Below are 15,352 nucleotides of genomic sequence, written 5' to 3'. Positions count from 1 at the left end.
ACGCTGGCCCACCGCCCGAACCGCATCGCGGAACTCCGTGCTGAACAGGCGTTTCTGAAGGCGACATTCGGTGAGGACACCGAATTCCTTCCTAGGGAGGAGCTTGCGCGGCTTGGCCTCGATGGCCCGGGCTTCTTCGCCGGGCTCAAGGCCCATACCGGCTTCGGCCTTCATCCGCTGAACTATGTGCGGGGGCTTGCCCGCGCCGCCGTCAAGGCCGGCGCCAGGCTGCACGCCCATTCACGGCTGGTCCGCTGGGAGGAAAGCGCCGGCGGACACATGCTGCACACGCCGGGTGGGCGGATCAGGGCGCGGCACGTCATCGTCGCCAGCAACGGCTATACGCCCGAAGATCTCTCGCGGCGCCATGCGGGCCGCTTGCTGCCCGCCCTGTCCAGCATCATGGTCACGCGCCCATTGAGCGAAGAGGAACGCCGCGCCCAGGGCTGGACCTCGCCGCTGATGGCCTTCGATTCGCGCAACCTGCTGCATTATTTCCGGCTGCTGCCCAACGGCCGCTTCCTGTTCGGCGGCCGCGGCGGAACCGATGCGTCGGCGGCGGGCGATGCCGCCTACCGCCCGGTGCTCACCGCCGCCTTCCACACTCTGTTTCCGGCCTGGCGCGCCGCGGAGATCACGCATTTCTGGCGCGGCTATGTCTGCCTTGCCTATGACCGGGTGCCGTTCATCGGCGCGCTCGACGAGCGGCGCAGCGTCTGGACGGCCATCGCCTATCACGGCAATGGCGTTGCCATGGGCACCTGGAGCGGCCGCGCGGTGGCAAGGCTTCTCACCGGCACGGCGGCGCCAAACGAGATTTCTCCCGTGCTGACGCGCCGCCTCGCACGCTTCCCCCTGCCAGCCTTCCGCCCCGCCTATCTGAAGGGCGCCTATCTCTGGTATGGCTGGCAGGACGAGAGGTAGCGCCGCCGGTCATCGAGCACCCTTCGTCTTCTCCCGCTATGCGGGAGAAGAAGGGAAAGTTTTCCTTACAGCAAGCAGCGCCCTCACCTACCCCAACTCCGTTGGGGCCCCTTCCTCTCCCGCTGTGCGGGAGAGGACGGGAAACGCGCGCTCAGGCCGTCTCGGAAACCCGCGGCGGGCCCGTTACCGCCGGGCCTTCTTCGCGGCCTTCTTGGCTGGCTTCTTTGCGGCCTTCTTGGCGGCTCTCTTCGGAATCGCGGCTTCCACCATGATCTCGACATCGAGGCCAGGGGCGGCCAGCTTCGATTCAACGGTGGCGCGGGCCGGCGTCTGGCCGGGAACCACCCAGGCGTCCCAGGCGGAATTCATGTCCGCGAAGGTCTTGATGTTGGTGAGCCAGATATTGGCCTTGATGATATTGGTCTTGGACGTGCCGGCCTTCTTCAGAGTCGCATCGATCTGGCCCAGAATGTCCTTGGTCTGCTCGGCCACCGATTTGCCGGCCGCAGCTTCCGCCACATAGCCCGCGAGATAGATCTTGTCGCCATGGATGACGGCGGCGCTCATGCGCTTGCCGGGTTCGATTCGCTTGAGTGTCATGGTTTTCCTCCCAGAAGACGGCGTGTTCTTAGCGGGCTTTGCTGGCCGCTTCAATGACGCCGAGCAGGGCCAGCGGCAGTGTCTCGAAGGCATAGGGCGCGTGCAGCCGCTCCAGCCAGTGATGATAGTCGCGCCCCCATGGGCCGATGTTGATGCAAGGGTAGCCAGCCGGGTCCGGCATCGTGAAGCCCGCGCCCCAGATGGGCGTGTTGGCGGCCGCCGTGGCAAGATCGCCAGTCGCCTCGCCAAGGAAGCTCATGTCCGAGATGCCGGGGAAATAGCGCAAGGCGCCGAGGCCGTGCGCGCTGGCGGCCGCAACAACCGCATCCTCGAGCCTGGCATCGGCCAGCGCCACCGCGGGATAGGGGATCGACCCGAAGCCCAGCACCACCGCCGGACCGGCAAGCCCCGCGGCCTCACAAAGCGCCTGCGTCACGCGCTTCGCCTGTTCCGGAAGATCGAGCCCCGGAACCGCGGCAACCCGCGCGGCGATGGCGGCCGATTGTTCGCGCGGCAGGCGGGCGGCGAGTTCAGCATGGGTGAGCACCGGAATATCACGGCCCAGCCTGTGGCCAGCCCGCGCCATGGCGCGACGGCCCAGCATCAGCGCGATATCCAGAACCTCTGCCGCCGAACGCCGGTGCTGCAGCGTGTTCCAGTAGAGCCAGCTCTGGGCGGGAGTGGTGACGTTGTAGCCGGATTTCAGATCCTTGGCATGGAGCGCGGTCGGGGGTGCCGCGCGTTCATCGCCGCTGGTCTCGGCGAGTTCTGGCGCCAGTTCGAATTCAGCCAGCAGTTCGGCCCCGAGATAGGCGGCGTTGACGCCGTCCTCGGGGTAGCAGGCATGCGCCTCCTTGCCAGCCACGAAGGCGGTGAGCAGCTGCTTGCCGACCGAGCCCAGCGCCACCACCCGGCCCCGCGCGCCATCGCCCTGATCGGATATGGCGTCGAGATTGATGACCAGCCGGATGTCGTGTCCATGTTCGGCCGCGAGCCTTGCCAGCTGCGGGGCGGCGGCGCGTGCGCCGGCCGAGCGTTCCTCCTCGTCAGGCACCGCGAGAAACAGGAGATTGGCATCGCCCGCATAGGCCTCCATGGCGGCGATGCCGGCGGCGAGCCCGGCTTTCATGTCCAGAAGGCCGCGGCCAGGCACAAACGCACCGCTTTCGAGATCGGCCAGCGCCAGCGGGTTCTCGCCGGTCTGCCGCAACCGCGCCACCATCTCAGGCAGCAGCCGTTCGGGCGAGAAGGCCAAAGGCTCCAGCGCGCCATAGCCGGTGGCCGGCACCACGTCATAATGCCCGGTGAGCACGATGGCCGCGCGGCCGCGGCCGCGCTTCAGCGCCAGTACATTGGCGCGCGCATCGCCGGGGATCGGCGCCGTCCAGACCTTGCCCAGATGCACGAGATATTGCGCCAGTTTGGGCGCGAAGGCGGCTTCATCGGCCGAGCCCGTCACCGATGGCCATGCGGCCAGCGTGAGCGCGATGTCGCGCGCCCGCGCCGCGACGTCGTTTCTCACGCCAGCGTCCGGTCGTAGGCCAGTACGGCGTTGAGCAGCACCTGGGCGCCAGCACCGCATTCCTCGAGCGTCGTCGATTCCGCTTCATTGTGCGAGATGCCGCCGAGGCAGGGCACGAAGATCATGGTGGTGGGCGCCACCCGCGCAATATAGGCCGCGTCATGGCCGGCACCCGAGGCCATGTCGCGCGAGGGGTAGCCCGCCTGTTCGGTGCCAGCCCGCACGCAGGCGATGAGCTCAGGCGCGAATTTCACGGCGGGCGAAATCCAGATGCGCTTCTCCTCGACCTCGACCCCAAGTTCGGCGGCGATCTTCGGCAGCGCGGCCTTGTACTGCGCTTCCATGAGGTCGAGAACGGCTTCGTCGGGGTGGCGCAGATCGACGGTGAAAAACACTTCGCCCGGCACCACGTTGCGGCTGTTGGGACGGTTCTCGATCAGGCCAACCGAAGCAACGCCCGGCAGGTTCGCCATGCCAACCTGGTGAATGGCCTCGATCATCCGCGCCGCTCCCAGCAGCGCGTTGCGGCGCAGGCCCATCGGGGTTGCGCCGGTGTGGGATTCCTGGCCCTTCACCGTCACCTCATACCAGCGCATGCCCTGGACGCCGGTGACCACGCCGATCATCTTGCTTTCGGCCTCGAGGATCGGCCCCTGCTCGATATGCAGTTCGAACATCGCCTGGAATTTGACGGCACCCGCCTTGATCGCGCCCTTGTAGCCAATTCTTTCCAGCTCATCGCCGAGCTTGATGCCCTGCCGGTCCTCGCGCGCATAGGCGTAGTCGACGCTGAACACCCCGGCATAGACGCCCGAGCACAGCATGGCGGGCGCAAAGCGTGAGCCTTCCTCATTGGTCCAGTTGACGAGCATGATGGGCGCATTGGTTTCATAGCCCATGTCAACCAGCGTGCGCATGGCCTCGAGCCCGCCCAGCACGCCCAGCACGCCGTCAAATTTTCCGCCCGTCGGCTGGGTATCGAGATGCGAGCCCATGGCGACGGGCAGCAAGTCACTGCGCTTGCCCGGCCTGATGGCGAACATGTTGCCCACCTCGTCGACCTCGACGCGGCAGCCCAGCTTCTCGCATTCGGCCTTGAACCAGTCGCGGACCTTCTTGTCCTCGTCAGACACGGTGAGACGCTTGATGCCGCCCTTCGGCGTGGCGCCGAACCTGGCGGTGTCCATCAGCGTGTCCCACAGGCGCTGCGGATTGACGGTGAGATTGGTCTTGGCGGTCACGGGCATGGCTACTCCCAAAAACAGAATGCGGCGGCGGTGACTAGCCGCCGGTCTTGCCGTCATCCTTCGGCCAGGTGATGAAGAAGGTATAGACCGCGTAAATCAGCATGCCGAAGCCGATCGCCATCCACAGGGTTTCAGCCCCCATGTAGAACTCGAAAGCAAGCCAGGCGAGGATCACCGCGACAATCGCGAGCCTCACCCACAGGGGCTTGTAGAAGGGATGCTGCTGTTCCTTGCTGGGCATGGCGCGTTTCTCACTCACTGTTCCGGCGTTACGGCACGATATCAGGGCGCGCCACCGGCTTCGGCTGCGTCAGGCCCTTCCAGATCGCGTTGGCGATGCTGACCGGCGGATTGGGATCGCGGCGCACGAATTCGCCGTCGCCGGGCTTCGCCCGCATGTCGCCCTCGATCCAGGCGATGCGCCCGCGCGACAGGACCGCGCGCGGCACGCCGGTGCAGGTATAGCCCTCGAAGACATTGTATTCGATGCGCGAGATCTGCTTGCTGGCGGTGATGGTCTTGGTGGCTTTCGGATCCCAGATCACCAGGTCGGCGTCCGAGCCCGCCATCACCGCGCCCTTGCGCGGATACATGTTGAGAATGCGCGCGATGTTGGTTGACGTGGCGGCGACGAATTCCTCCTTGGTCAGGCGGCCGGTGTTGACGCCGGCGTTCCACAACACCGGCATCCGGTCTTCAAGGCCGCCGGTGCCGTTGGGGATCTTGGTGAAGTCGTTGAGCCCGAAGCGCTTCTGCTTCACCGTGAAGGAGCAATGGTCGGTGGCCACCACGGAGAGCGTGCCGGACTGCAGCCCGGCCCACAGCGAATCCTGGTGTTTCTTGTTGCGGAACGGCGGGCTCATCACCCGGCCCGCGGCATAGTCCCAGTCCTTGTTCTGGTATTCGGAATCATCGAGCACCAGATACTGAACCAGCGGCTCGCCATAAACCCGCTGGCCCGCCTGCTTGGCGCGCCTGATCGCCTCATGGGTCTGCTCGCAGGAGACATGCACGATATAGAGCGGGCAGCCCGCCATGTCGGCGATCATGATGGCGCGGTTCGCCGCCTCGCCCTCGACCTCCGGCGGCCTTGAATAGCTGTGGCCCTCGGGGCCCGTGACGCCGCGGGCCAGCAGGTCCTGCTGCATGCGGGCCACCACATCGCCGTTCTCGGCATGAACGAGCGGGATGGCGCCCAGCTGGGCGCAGCGGCGGAAGGAATTGTAGAGCTCGTCGTCATTCACCATCAAGGCGCCCTTGTAGGCCATGAAATGCTTGAAGGTGTTGATGCAGTAGGTCTTGACCACGGTTTCCATCTCGTCATGGATCATCGGCGACCATTGCGTCACCGCCATGTGGAAGGAGTAGTCCGCGCAGGCCTTCTCGGCCTTGTGCCGCCAGGCCTGATAGGCCTTGAGCATGGATTCGCCGGGCGCCGGAATGCAGAAATCGACGATCATCGTGGTGCCGCCGGAGAGCGCCGCCTTGGTGCCCCATTCGAAATCATCGGCCGAAACGGTGCCCATGAACATGAGCTCCATGTGGGTGTGCGGGTCGATGCCGCCCGGCATGATGTAGCAGCCGCCGGCGTCGATGACGTCGGACCCGGCGGGGGCTTCCAGCTTTGGCCCCACGGCGATGATGCGGCCACCGTCGATCAGCACATCGGCGCGCTGCGAGTGATCGTGATTGACGACGGTGCCGCCGCGAATGAGGGTGGTCATGGCTGCTTCTCCCACATAACAATAGAAAAGGGCCCTCTCCCGCCATCGCGGGAGAAGGCCCCCTGGTGCTTACATGCTCTTGGCCTTGTCGGTCACCGCGGAGGTCCAGGCGCCTTCCGGCTTCTTGGTGATGACCGGGTCGGAACCGCCCTTCATCAGGGTTTCGACGGTGCGGTCGGCGGCGGCGGTATCAAGCGTGCCGTCCGAGCCTTCGGTGAGCTTGTTGATCTCGCCCATCATGCGCTTCTGGTGCTCGATGGTCTGGGCGCCGGAGGCGTCATTGTCGATGACGATCTGGGCGGCTTCATCGCCATTGGCGCGGGCATAGTCCCAGCCCTTCATCGAGGCCTTGACGAACTTGGCCATGGTCTCGACGAAGGCCGGGTCCTTCAGCTTGTCCTCGAGCGCATAGAGGCCGTCCTCGAGGGTGGCGACGCCCATGTCCTCATATTTGAAGGTAACGAGCTGGTCGGCCGGAATGCCAGCGTCGATCACCTGCCAGTATTCGTTGTAGGTCATGGTCGAGATGCAGTCGGCCTGCTTCTGGATCAGCGGGTCGACGTTGAAGCCCTGCTTGATCACCGTGACGCCGTCCGTCCCGCCGGTCGTCGGAATGCCGAGCTGGCTCATCCAGGACAGGAAGGGATATTCGTTGCCGAAGAACCACACGCCCAGCGTCTTGCCGCGGAAATCCTCCGGCTTGGTGATGCCGGTTTCCTTGCGGCAGGTAAGCATCATGCCCGAACGCTTGAACGGCTGCGCGATATTGACCACGGCTGAGCCCTTTTCGCGGGTGGCCAGAGCCGACGGCATCCAGTCCACCACCACATCGGCGCCGCCGCCCGCCAGCACCTGCTGGGGGTTGATGTCCGGGCCGCCGGGCAGGATGGTCACGTCGAGGCCGGCCTCCTTGTAGAAGCCCTTGGCCAGCGCCACGTAGTAGCCGGCGAACTGCGCCTGGGTCACCCATTTGAGCTGCAGCTTCACGGCTTCCGCCATGGCCGCCGTGCCGCTGGCGAGCAGCACCGCCGCGGCTGCCGCCGCCATCAGATATTTCTTCATCTTCCCTGTCTCCTGTTGTTTGACGTCATTAACTCACCGCCTACGTGCGGTAGGACGGGTGCCAGAAGGTCACCAGGCGTTCCGCGAACACCAGGAGACCGTAGAAAACCGAGCCCGCGATGGCCGCCACCGCGATCTCGGCCCAAACCATGTCCAGGCCCAGTCTGCCAACTTCCGTGGAAATGCGAAAGCCCATACCTTGGATCGGGGTGCCGAAGAATTCGGCAACGATGGCGCCGATCATGGCAAGGGTCGAGTTGATCTTCAGGGCATTGAAAATGAAGGGCATGGCCGCCGGCAGCCGCAACTTGACCAGGGTCTGCCACCAGGACGAGCCGTAGCTCTGCATCAGGTCGCGTTCGAGGTGCCCGGAGGCCTGCAGCCCGGCCACCGCATTCACCAGCATGGGAAAGAAGGTCATGACCACCACCATGGCCGCCTTGGACTGCCAGTCGAAGCCGAACCACATGACCAGGATGGGAGCGACGCCGACGATCGGCAGCGCCGCCACCAGATTGCCGAGCGGCAGGAGGCCGCGGCGCAGGAAGGGGATGCGGTCGCACAGGATGGCGGTGAGGAACCCGGCCAGCGACCCGATGAACCAGCCGGGGATGACTGCTTTCAGCACGGTCTGCCGGAAGTCGATCCACAGGGTGGGCAGCGAGGAGAAGAACTTGACCCAGATATCCGAGGGCGCCGGCAGCAGCACGGCGGGAACGCCGAAGCCCCTGACCACCGCCTCCCAGAATACCAGCACGCCTGCACCGAACAGCGCCGGGTAGAGAATGTCGCTGGGCGCGATCCGCGTCATGGCCTCGCCCCCATGCGCTTGAGCGTGAAACGCTCGGCAACGCCGACCAGCCAGACCAGCCCGGCGGCGATGAAGGCGCCCATGAACAGCGCGGCCCAGATCTGCACCGTCTGCCCGTAATAGGACCCGCTCAGGAGCCGCGCCCCGATGCCCGCCACCGCGCCGGTGGGAAGCTCGCCGACGATGGCGCCGGTCAAGGCGATCGCCACCGCCACCTTGAGTGACGTGAACAGGAACGGCACCGAAGCCGGAAAGCGGAGCTTTCCCAGCACCTGCGCCGTTCCCGCATTATAGGTGCGCATCAGGTCGAGCTGCATGGTGTCGGGCGATGTCAGGCCCTTCACCATGCCGATCGTCACGGGGAAGAAACACAGATACATCGAGATCAGCGATTTCGGCAGGAGGCCGGTGAAGCCGAGCGAGCCCAGCACCACGATCACCATCGGCGCAATGGCCAGGATGGGCACCGTCTGCGAGGCGATGATCCACGGCATCAGGCTTTTCGAGAGAAACGGCACATGCACGATGGCCACCGCCAGCACGATGCCGAGGAGCGAGCCCAGCACGAAACCGAGCAGCGTCGAGGCGAGCGTCACCCAGCCGTGATAGACCAGCGATTTCGGCATCCACGGTTTCACCGTGAACACGCTCTTCCACAGTTCGAGCGCGATCTGGTGGGGCGCCGGGATGACCGGGCGCTGGTCGTTCCAGGCATAGGCCAGCATATTGGAAAAGCCGCCGCCCGCCGCCTCGATCTTGGGGCCGACCACCACCATGTTCATCGGGATGGCGGCCAGATACCAGACCGCCAGGATGGCAAGGCAGATCACCGCCACCGGCAGGGCATGGCCTTCCTGCTTCACCGGGGCCTTTGCGGCGATGGCGGGGGCGGCGCTCACTCAGTCCTCGTAGGAGTGGCCGGCCTTGAGGCCCTCGCGCACCCGGTGGGCGATGGCCAGGAATTCCGGCGTCTCGCGGATGTCGAGGCTGCGCCGCCGCGGCAGGCCCGTGGAAATCACGTCGATGATGCGGCCAGGCCGCGGGCTCATCACCACGATGCGGGTGGAAAGGAACACCGCCTCCGGAATCGAGTGGGTGACGAACACCACCGTCTTGCCGGTACGGTCCCAGAGTTCGAGCAGCTGCTGGTTCAGCTTGTCGCGGACGATTTCGTCGAGGGCGCCGAACGGCTCGTCCATGAGCAGGAGCTTGGGATCGAAGGACAGCGCCCGGGCGATCGACACCCGCTGCTGCATGCCGCCGGACAGCTGCCAGGGATATTTCTTCTCGAAGCCTTTGAGGTTCACCAGTTCAATGTTGCGGGCGATGCGCTCGGCCGGGTTGTCGAGCCCCATGATTTCCAGCGGCAGGCCGATGTTGCGTTCGACGCTGCGCCACGGGTAGAGCGCCGGCGCCTGGAAGACATAGCCATAGGCGCGCTTCAGCCGCGCCTCGCGCGGGCTCATGCCGTTGACGGTGATGGTGCCGGAGGTGGCCTGTTCGAGATCGGCGATGACGCGCAGCAGCGTGGTCTTGCCGCAGCCCGAAGGCCCGATGAAGGACACGAAATCGCCCTCCGCCACCTCCAGGTTCACCTGCGACAGCGCCTGCACCGGCCGGTCCGCCGTTTCGAAAACCAGGCTGAGATCGCGTGCCGAAATCACGGGCGCCGCCAACGCCTCGACTCCCCTGCTGTTCTTGTCCCTTGTCCAAACGCTAACCGCTCTTGACCATCCGATCAAGAATTTAGAGAGTGGCATCATGGCACAGGCCGGTACATCGCCCCGCAACACCCGCATTCAGGCGCAGAACAAGGAACTGATCCTGAAGGCGGCGCTCGAGGTGTTTTCGGCCTATGGTTTCCGGGGCGCCACGGTGGACGAGATCGCCGCCAGTTGCGGCCTCTCCAAGCCGAACCTGCTTTACTATTTCCGGCGCAAGGAAGACATCTACGTCGCGGTGCTGGAACACACGCTGCAGGACTGGCTGGAGCCGTTGCGCAGCCTCGATCCGGCGGGCGAGCCGATCGCCGAGATCACCCGCTACATTCGCGCCAAGCTGCGGCTGTCACGCGACAACCCGAAGGCGTCGCGGCTGTTCGCCAATGAGATCCTGCATGGGGCGGGCGCGATCGGCGGCTATCTGAAGGGTCCGCTGAAACAGCTGGTGGACGAGAAGGCGGCGATCATCCGCCGCTGGAGCGGCGAGGGAAGGCTGGCCGCCGTCGATCCCCATCACTTGATCTTCGCCATCTGGGCCACCACCCAGCACTACGCCGATTTCGACGCCCAGGTGCATGCGGTGACCGGCCATCCGCCCGATCTCATGGCGCGGGCTGAGGACACGCTGATCGCCCTGTTCGTCGACGGGCTGAGGCCGAGGCCCGAGGCTTAGGCTGCCGCCCCTTCCCGTCATGGCGGGGCTTGACCGCAGAACCGTCTTCGCATCCTGATGCAGCATGGCGCGTGGGTACTGCTACATTATGACCAACCGGAAGCGCGGTGTTCTCTATGTCGGCGTTACGTCGGACCTTGCCCGCCGTGCCTATGAACATCGCATGCGGCTGATTGACGGTTTCACCGGCCGGTATGGACTGATCAGACTTGTGCACTACGAGGAGTATCCGCTGATCGTGGATGCGATACGCCGAGAGAAGACCATCAAGCGGTGGTCGCGGGACTGGAAGATCGCGTTGGTGGAGAAAAGCAATCCGGATTGGACGGATCTTTATGATCAGTTGCTGTAGGGTGATGCCACGGTCAAACTCCCCCCTCTCGTCATGGCCGGGCTTGACCCGGCCATCATCACAGACGCTGCCACCCCCTCTCGTCATGGCCGGGCCTGACCCGGCCATCATCACAAGCGCTGCTGCCAAGAAGATGCCACGGTCGAGCCGTGGCATGACGAGTTTGTGGTGGTTTCTCTCCCTCTCGTCATGGCCGGGCTTGACCCGGCCATCATCACAAACACTGCCGCCAAGAAGATGCCACGGTCGAGCCGTGGCATGACGAGGTTGTGGTGGTTTCTCGCCCTCTCGTCATGGCCGGGCCTGACCCGGCCATCATCACAGACGCTGCTGCCAAGAAGATGCCACGGTCGAGCCGTGGCATGACGAGGTTGTGGTGGTTTCTCTCCCTCTCGTCATGGCCGGGCCTGACCCGGCCATCATCACAGACGCTGCCGGCAAGAAGATGCCACGGTCGAGCCGTGGCATGACGATATGAGGACTGCTTGCGCGGCGGCAGAGGCAAACCCCAGCAGCACGCCGCAGCGGAGGTCAGTTCAGCAATCCTCACAGATCGCCGGTCACGCATTTCCGGGCCAGCGCCTTGTATTGCTTTTCGGTGAACTGGATCGGGTTGCCGCCGGCGGACGGGTCCTTTACCGCCATGGCCGCCACCTCGCCCAGCCGCCTGGTGTCGATGCCGATGTCCTTCAGCGCGTTGGGAATGCCGATCTCCTTGCGCAGCGCCAGCACCCATTTGAGGAAGCCGTTGAAGCCGCCCTTGATGCCCAGATAGGCGGCGGCGCGGACGATGTCCTTCTCGATCTTGCGGCGGTTGGCTTTCAGCACATAGGGCATGATGATGCCGTTGAGGAGGCCATGATGCGCGTCATAAAGCCCGCCGAACGGATGCGACAGCGCATGAATGGCGCCGAGCCCGCGCTGGAAGGCGGTGGCGCCCATCGCCGAGGCCACCAGCATGTTGCCGCGCGCGTCGAGGTCACCTGGCTTCTTCACGGCGCGGGCAAGATTGTCCTTGACGAGCCGCATGCCCTCGAGCGCCACGCCCGCCGACCACGGGTGATAGAAAGGCGCGCAGTAGGCCTCGAGATTGTGGGCCAGCGCATCCATGCCGGTGGCGGCCGTGAGCTTCGCCGGCAGGCCCACGGTGAGTTCGGGATCGAGAATCGCCACCTTGGGCATGATGGCCGGGTGGAAGATGATCTTCTTCTCATGGGTGATCGGGTGGGTGATGACGCCGGCGCGGCCAACCTCCGAGCCCGTGCCCGCCGTCGTCGGCACCGCGATGATGGGGGCGATCACCGAAGCGTCCGCCCTGGTCCACCAGTCGCCGATATCCTCGAGTTCGAAGACCGAGATGTTCTGGGCATGCATCAGCGCGATGAGCTTGCCGGTATCGAGGCCAGAACCACCGCCCAGCGCCACCACGCCGTCGTGCTTTCCATCCTTGAAGGCCTTGCAGCCAGCGAGGACATTCTCCTCAACCGGGTTGGGCCGCACATCGGCGAACAGCGCCGCCTTGAGGCCCGCCTTCTTGAGGCTCGCCATGATCTCCGCCGTCATCGGCATGGCGGCAAGCCCCTTGTCGGTCACCAGCAGCGGACGCTTGATGCCGTTGGCCTTGCAGTGATCAGCGAGTTCCCGGACGCGGCCGGCGCCGAACTTGATGGCGGTGGGATAGTTGATGTTGCGGTTCGGAATGGCCATGGCGTTTCTCCTGCTCAGTATCTTTCGAAGCCGCGCTTCAGTTCCAGATCGGTGACGCGGCGGTCGAACTCGAACTGCTCCCATTTGGCGGTGTGCACGTAGTGATCGACCACGTCGCCGCCCAGCGCGCCGCGCAGGAACTTCGAACCGTCGAGCAGTTCCGTGGCCTCGCGCAGCGTCTTGGGAATTTCGCGCAAGCGCCGCGAGGTGTCGTAGATGTCGCCCGAGACCACCGGTTCGAGCTTCATTTTCTTCTCGATGCCGTCGAGCCCCGCGGCGATCAGCGCCGCGAAGGCGAGATAGGGGTTCAGGTCGGCGCCGCCGATGCGGCATTCGACGCGGATCGCCTTGCTCTCCGCCCCGCAGATGCGGAAGCCGGCCGTGCGGTTGTCGAAGCTCCACACCGCGCGGGTGGGCGCGAAGGTGCCGGCCATGAAGCGCTTGTAGGAATTGATGTAGGGCGCCAGGAACCAGGTGATCTCGCCGGCATGGGCGAGCTGGCCTGCCAGATAGTGCTGCATCATCGCCGACATGCCGTGGTCCTGCTTCTTGTCGAGAAACAGCGGCTTGCCGTCCAGGGACCACAGCGACTGGTGGATATGGGCGGAATTTCCGGCCATGCCATAGTCCCACTTGGCCATGAAGCTGACGGACTTGCCAAGGCCATAGGCGATTTCCTTGGCGCCGTTCTTGATGATGGCGTGGCGGTCCGCCATGTCGAGCGCCTCGGCGTATTTGACGTTGATCTCCTCCTGGCCCGGGCCCCATTCGCCCTTGGAGTTCTCGACCGGAATGCCGGCCCCGGCGAGGCCGTTGCGCAGCGCCCGCATGTAGGACTCTTCCTTCGAGGTCTGCAGGATGTGGTAATCCTCGATGTAGTAGCCGGCGGTCTTGAGGTTGCGGTAGCCCTTCTGGTGCGCGGTCTCGAAGGAATCGTCGAACAGGAAGAATTCGAGCTCGGAGGCCATGTATGCCTTCATCTTCATCGCGGCCAGGCGCTTCAGCTGCTTTTTCAGCATGGCGCGTGGCGAATGCGGCACGTCTTCATGGCTGTGGTGGTCGAGCACGTCGCAGATCACCAGCGCCGTGCCGGGAAGCCACGGCGTGCGGCGCAGCGTCGCGAGGTCGGGCTTCAGAACGAAATCGCCATAGCCCTTTTCCCAGCTGGTGGCCTTGTAGCCGGGCACCGGCTCCATCTCGATATCGACGCCCAAGAGATAATTGCAGCCATGGGTTTCCTCGTATCCGCCATCGGCGAAATACTTCGCGTGGAAGCGCTTGCCGACGAGGCGGCCCTGCATGTCCACCATCGCCGCCACCACGGTGTCGATGGCGCCGGATTTCACCTCGGCCTTCAGTTGCTCCAGTGTCAGCATGCCGTCGCTCATCGCCGTCCTTCTCCCTTTTGCCCCTATGCCGCCGCGGCCTGGATCAGCGGCACGGACAGCCGCTGGGCCCATTCATCCTGCCCGCGGCCATCCGCCACCAGGTCGTTGCGAATCTCGATCATGGCATGCGGCAGGCCGCGTGCGAAGCCATGCAGGTTGAGGGTGTGCATCACCCCGTCCTTCGGACCATAAGGCTCGTTCAGCCGGGCGTCGATATTGGGAAAGCTCTTGATCAGCCTGGTGGCGAGCGCCTGGTCCCGGTCGTGCAGGATGCCGAGCTCCACGCTGCGCCGGTTACCCTTGTAGACGGGCGTGAAACTGTGGATCGAGACAATGAGCGTCTTCATGCCGGCCGCGGCCCGCGCATCGAGAAGCCGCGAAACGCCGTCGTGGAAGGGCCGGTAGATGCCGTCGATACGGGCCAGCCGTTCCGCGGCCGAAAGCCCCTTGTTGCCGGGAATAACGGTCAGTTCGCTCACCTCCGGCATGGCGCCGGGCGATTCGGGCGGGCGGTTGCAGTCATAGGCCAGCCGCGAATAGCGCTGCAGCGCCAGCGGCGCATCCATCAGGCGGGAGAGCAGCCGCGCCACGGGTTCCGCCCCGATGTCCCAGGCGATGTGACGCTCAAGCTCGGCGCCGGGGAGGCCCAGCGTGCCGAGGCGCCGCGGCATCCGGCGGGAAGCGTGCTCGCAGATCAGCACGAAGGGCGAGCGGCCCTCGGCGTTCACGGTCTGGAAGGGGCTTTCTTCATCTTCCTCGAGCAGCGCTGGCATGCGCCGGATCTCCCGGATGTCCGTATCTGAACAGATAATTTCAGATTGAGACTGCACTGTCAATTTCGTTACAATGCCGGCAGACGAGGAAGAACACCCGATGCCGCCGCAACGTTCGATGACGGTCGCCGAGAGGCTGCGAATGATGTCCGGCAAGCTCACCGCCGCCGAGGCGAAGCTGACCGCCGCGCTGTTCGCCAGCTATCCCGTGGCGGGGCTGGGCAGCATCACCGATTTCGCGCGCGCTGCCGGCGTGTCAACGCCTTCGGTGCTGCGGCTCGCGAAGAAGCTTGGCTTTGCGGGCTTTCCCGCCCTGCAGGAGGCGCTGCGGGCCGAGCTTGCCGCCCAGCTGCAGAACCCGATCGCCAAGCATGCGCGCTGGGCGGCGGAGGCGCCGGATACGCACATCCTCAACCGCTTCGCCAAGGCCGCGATGGAGAATCTCTCGGGCTCCCTGAAGCTGATGGACCACCGCGCCTTCGATGCGATCGTGGCGCTGCTCGCCGACCGCAAGCGGCGCATCCACATCGGGGGCGGGCGCATCACCGGCGCCATCGCGCAGTACCTCGCCATTCACCTGCAGATGGCCCGGCCGGGCGTGGGGCTGGTGCCCGCCGCACCCGCCGCCTGGCCGACCTGCCTCCTCGACATCGGACGGAACGACGTGCTGCTGCTCTTCGACATCCGCCGCTATGACGCCCGCATGCTCGATTTTGCCGCTTCCGCCAAAGAGCGGGGCTCAAGAGTCGTGCTGATTACCGACCAGTGGATTTCCCCAATCGCGAGACTCGCCGTGCATTCACTTCCGCTCCGCATCGAAGCCCCATCAAGCTGGGACTCCAACATCG

At 65.1% G+C, this 15,352-nt stretch carries 15 protein-coding genes and 1 pseudogene; 4 read left to right on the top strand and 12 right to left on the bottom strand.

Translation table 11 applies throughout. The features are described 5' to 3' along the window. On the top strand, positions 1-924 hold a 924-nt coding region (locus ACKOED_RS17155; RefSeq protein ID WP_408917843.1), incomplete at its 5' end, for an NAD(P)/FAD-dependent oxidoreductase. Positions 925-1,176: 252 nt separating this feature from the next. Here the strand turns inward: ACKOED_RS17155 and ACKOED_RS17150 are convergent. The 9 genes and pseudogenes from ACKOED_RS17150 to ACKOED_RS17110 form a co-directional block, all read right to left on the bottom strand. Continuing rightward, positions 1,177-1,524, bottom strand: a pseudogene (locus ACKOED_RS17150) (RidA family protein); the annotation flags it as partial. Positions 1,525-1,552: 28 nt separating this feature from the next. Then, entirely contained in the window at positions 1,553-3,046 is a 1,494-nt protein-coding gene (locus ACKOED_RS17145; RefSeq protein ID WP_408917842.1) for a M20/M25/M40 family metallo-hydrolase, read from the bottom strand. After that, complete coding sequence (locus tag ACKOED_RS17140; protein ID WP_408917845.1) at positions 3,043-4,287, bottom strand: M20 family metallo-hydrolase; 1,245 nt, start codon at positions 4,285-4,287, stop codon at positions 3,043-3,045. Before ACKOED_RS17140 ends, ACKOED_RS17145 begins: the two co-directional genes overlap by 4 nt. A gap of 40 nt (positions 4,288-4,327) precedes the next feature. Further along, positions 4,328-4,534, bottom strand: a complete 207-nt coding sequence (locus ACKOED_RS17135) for a DUF3329 domain-containing protein (RefSeq protein ID WP_408917841.1) — start codon at positions 4,532-4,534, stop codon at positions 4,328-4,330. A gap of 28 nt (positions 4,535-4,562) precedes the next feature. Then, the gene (gene hydA, locus ACKOED_RS17130) at positions 4,563-6,017 is read right to left on the bottom strand and encodes a dihydropyrimidinase (RefSeq protein WP_408917840.1); all 1,455 of its coding nucleotides are present in this window, start codon (positions 6,015-6,017) and stop codon (positions 4,563-4,565) included. A 69-nt stretch (positions 6,018-6,086) separates the two neighbouring features. Next, the gene (locus tag ACKOED_RS17125) at positions 6,087-7,079 is read right to left on the bottom strand and encodes an ABC transporter substrate-binding protein (protein ID WP_408917839.1); all 993 of its coding nucleotides are present in this window, start codon (positions 7,077-7,079) and stop codon (positions 6,087-6,089) included. 40 nt (positions 7,080-7,119) lie between these two features. After that, a complete protein-coding gene (locus tag ACKOED_RS17120) occupies positions 7,120-7,989 on the bottom strand; it encodes an ABC transporter permease (RefSeq protein ID WP_408917844.1) in 870 nt (289 codons plus the stop codon). Next, positions 7,887-8,789 (bottom strand): ABC transporter permease, encoded by a 903-nt coding sequence (locus ACKOED_RS17115; protein ID WP_408917838.1) that lies wholly within the window; start codon positions 8,787-8,789, stop codon positions 7,887-7,889. The genes ACKOED_RS17120 and ACKOED_RS17115 overlap by 103 nt, the downstream gene beginning before the upstream one ends. Beyond that, a complete protein-coding gene (locus ACKOED_RS17110; RefSeq protein WP_408917837.1) occupies positions 8,790-9,566 on the bottom strand; it encodes an ABC transporter ATP-binding protein in 777 nt (258 codons plus the stop codon). It abuts the gene before it with no gap. 85 nt (positions 9,567-9,651) lie between these two features. On the opposite strand from ACKOED_RS17110, the gene ACKOED_RS17105 reads away from it, so the two are divergent. After that, entirely contained in the window at positions 9,652-10,284 is a 633-nt protein-coding gene (locus ACKOED_RS17105; protein WP_408917836.1) for a TetR family transcriptional regulator C-terminal domain-containing protein, read from the top strand. A 64-nt stretch (positions 10,285-10,348) separates the two neighbouring features. After that, a complete protein-coding gene (locus ACKOED_RS17100; protein WP_408917835.1) occupies positions 10,349-10,636 on the top strand; it encodes a GIY-YIG nuclease family protein in 288 nt (95 codons plus the stop codon). A gap of 546 nt (positions 10,637-11,182) precedes the next feature. On the opposite strand, the gene ACKOED_RS17095 is transcribed toward ACKOED_RS17100, so the two are convergent. From ACKOED_RS17095 to ACKOED_RS17085, 3 genes are read right to left on the bottom strand one after another with little or no spacing between them, the layout of a single operon-like run. Then, a complete protein-coding gene (locus ACKOED_RS17095; protein ID WP_408917834.1) occupies positions 11,183-12,343 on the bottom strand; it encodes an iron-containing alcohol dehydrogenase in 1,161 nt (386 codons plus the stop codon). A 14-nt stretch (positions 12,344-12,357) separates the two neighbouring features. After that, a complete protein-coding gene (locus tag ACKOED_RS17090; protein ID WP_408917833.1) occupies positions 12,358-13,731 on the bottom strand; it encodes a glutamine synthetase family protein in 1,374 nt (457 codons plus the stop codon). Between the two features lie 23 nt (positions 13,732-13,754). After that, the gene (locus ACKOED_RS17085; RefSeq protein ID WP_408917832.1) at positions 13,755-14,504 is read right to left on the bottom strand and encodes an N-formylglutamate amidohydrolase; all 750 of its coding nucleotides are present in this window, start codon (positions 14,502-14,504) and stop codon (positions 13,755-13,757) included. 100 nt (positions 14,505-14,604) lie between these two features. On the opposite strand from ACKOED_RS17085, the gene ACKOED_RS17080 reads away from it, so the two are divergent. Further along, positions 14,605-15,352, top strand: a 748-nt coding sequence (locus tag ACKOED_RS17080) for a MurR/RpiR family transcriptional regulator (RefSeq protein WP_408917831.1), incomplete at its 3' end; no start/stop codon positions are given.

It is taken from the genome of Aestuariivirga sp. (genome assembly GCF_046093005.1).
Lineage (GTDB): Bacteria > Pseudomonadota > Alphaproteobacteria > Rhizobiales > Aestuariivirgaceae > Aestuariivirga.
The sequence above is the reverse complement of the archived record's forward strand: the minus strand, read 5'-3'. Positions and strand labels throughout refer to the sequence as shown.

Excerpts from the sequence above, each read along its gene's own strand:
- ACKOED_RS17100 (WP_408917835.1), top strand. The coding sequence starts at position 10,349 with ATGGCGCGTGGGTACTGCTACATTATGACCAACCGGAAGCGCGGTGTT.
- ACKOED_RS17125 (WP_408917839.1), bottom strand. The coding sequence starts at position 7,079 with ATGAAGAAATATCTGATGGCGGCGGCAGCCGCGGCGGTGCTGCTCGCC.
- hydA (WP_408917840.1), bottom strand. The coding sequence starts at position 6,017 with ATGACCACCCTCATTCGCGGCGGCACCGTCGTCAATCACGATCACTCG.
- ACKOED_RS17135 (WP_408917841.1), bottom strand. The coding sequence starts at position 4,534 with ATGCCCAGCAAGGAACAGCAGCATCCCTTCTACAAGCCCCTGTGGGTG.
- ACKOED_RS17085 (WP_408917832.1), bottom strand. The coding sequence starts at position 14,504 with ATGCCAGCGCTGCTCGAGGAAGATGAAGAAAGCCCCTTCCAGACCGTG.
- ACKOED_RS17095 (WP_408917834.1), bottom strand. The coding sequence starts at position 12,343 with ATGGCCATTCCGAACCGCAACATCAACTATCCCACCGCCATCAAGTTC.
- ACKOED_RS17090 (WP_408917833.1), bottom strand. The coding sequence starts at position 13,731 with ATGAGCGACGGCATGCTGACACTGGAGCAACTGAAGGCCGAGGTGAAA.
- ACKOED_RS17105 (WP_408917836.1), top strand. The coding sequence starts at position 9,652 with ATGGCACAGGCCGGTACATCGCCCCGCAACACCCGCATTCAGGCGCAG.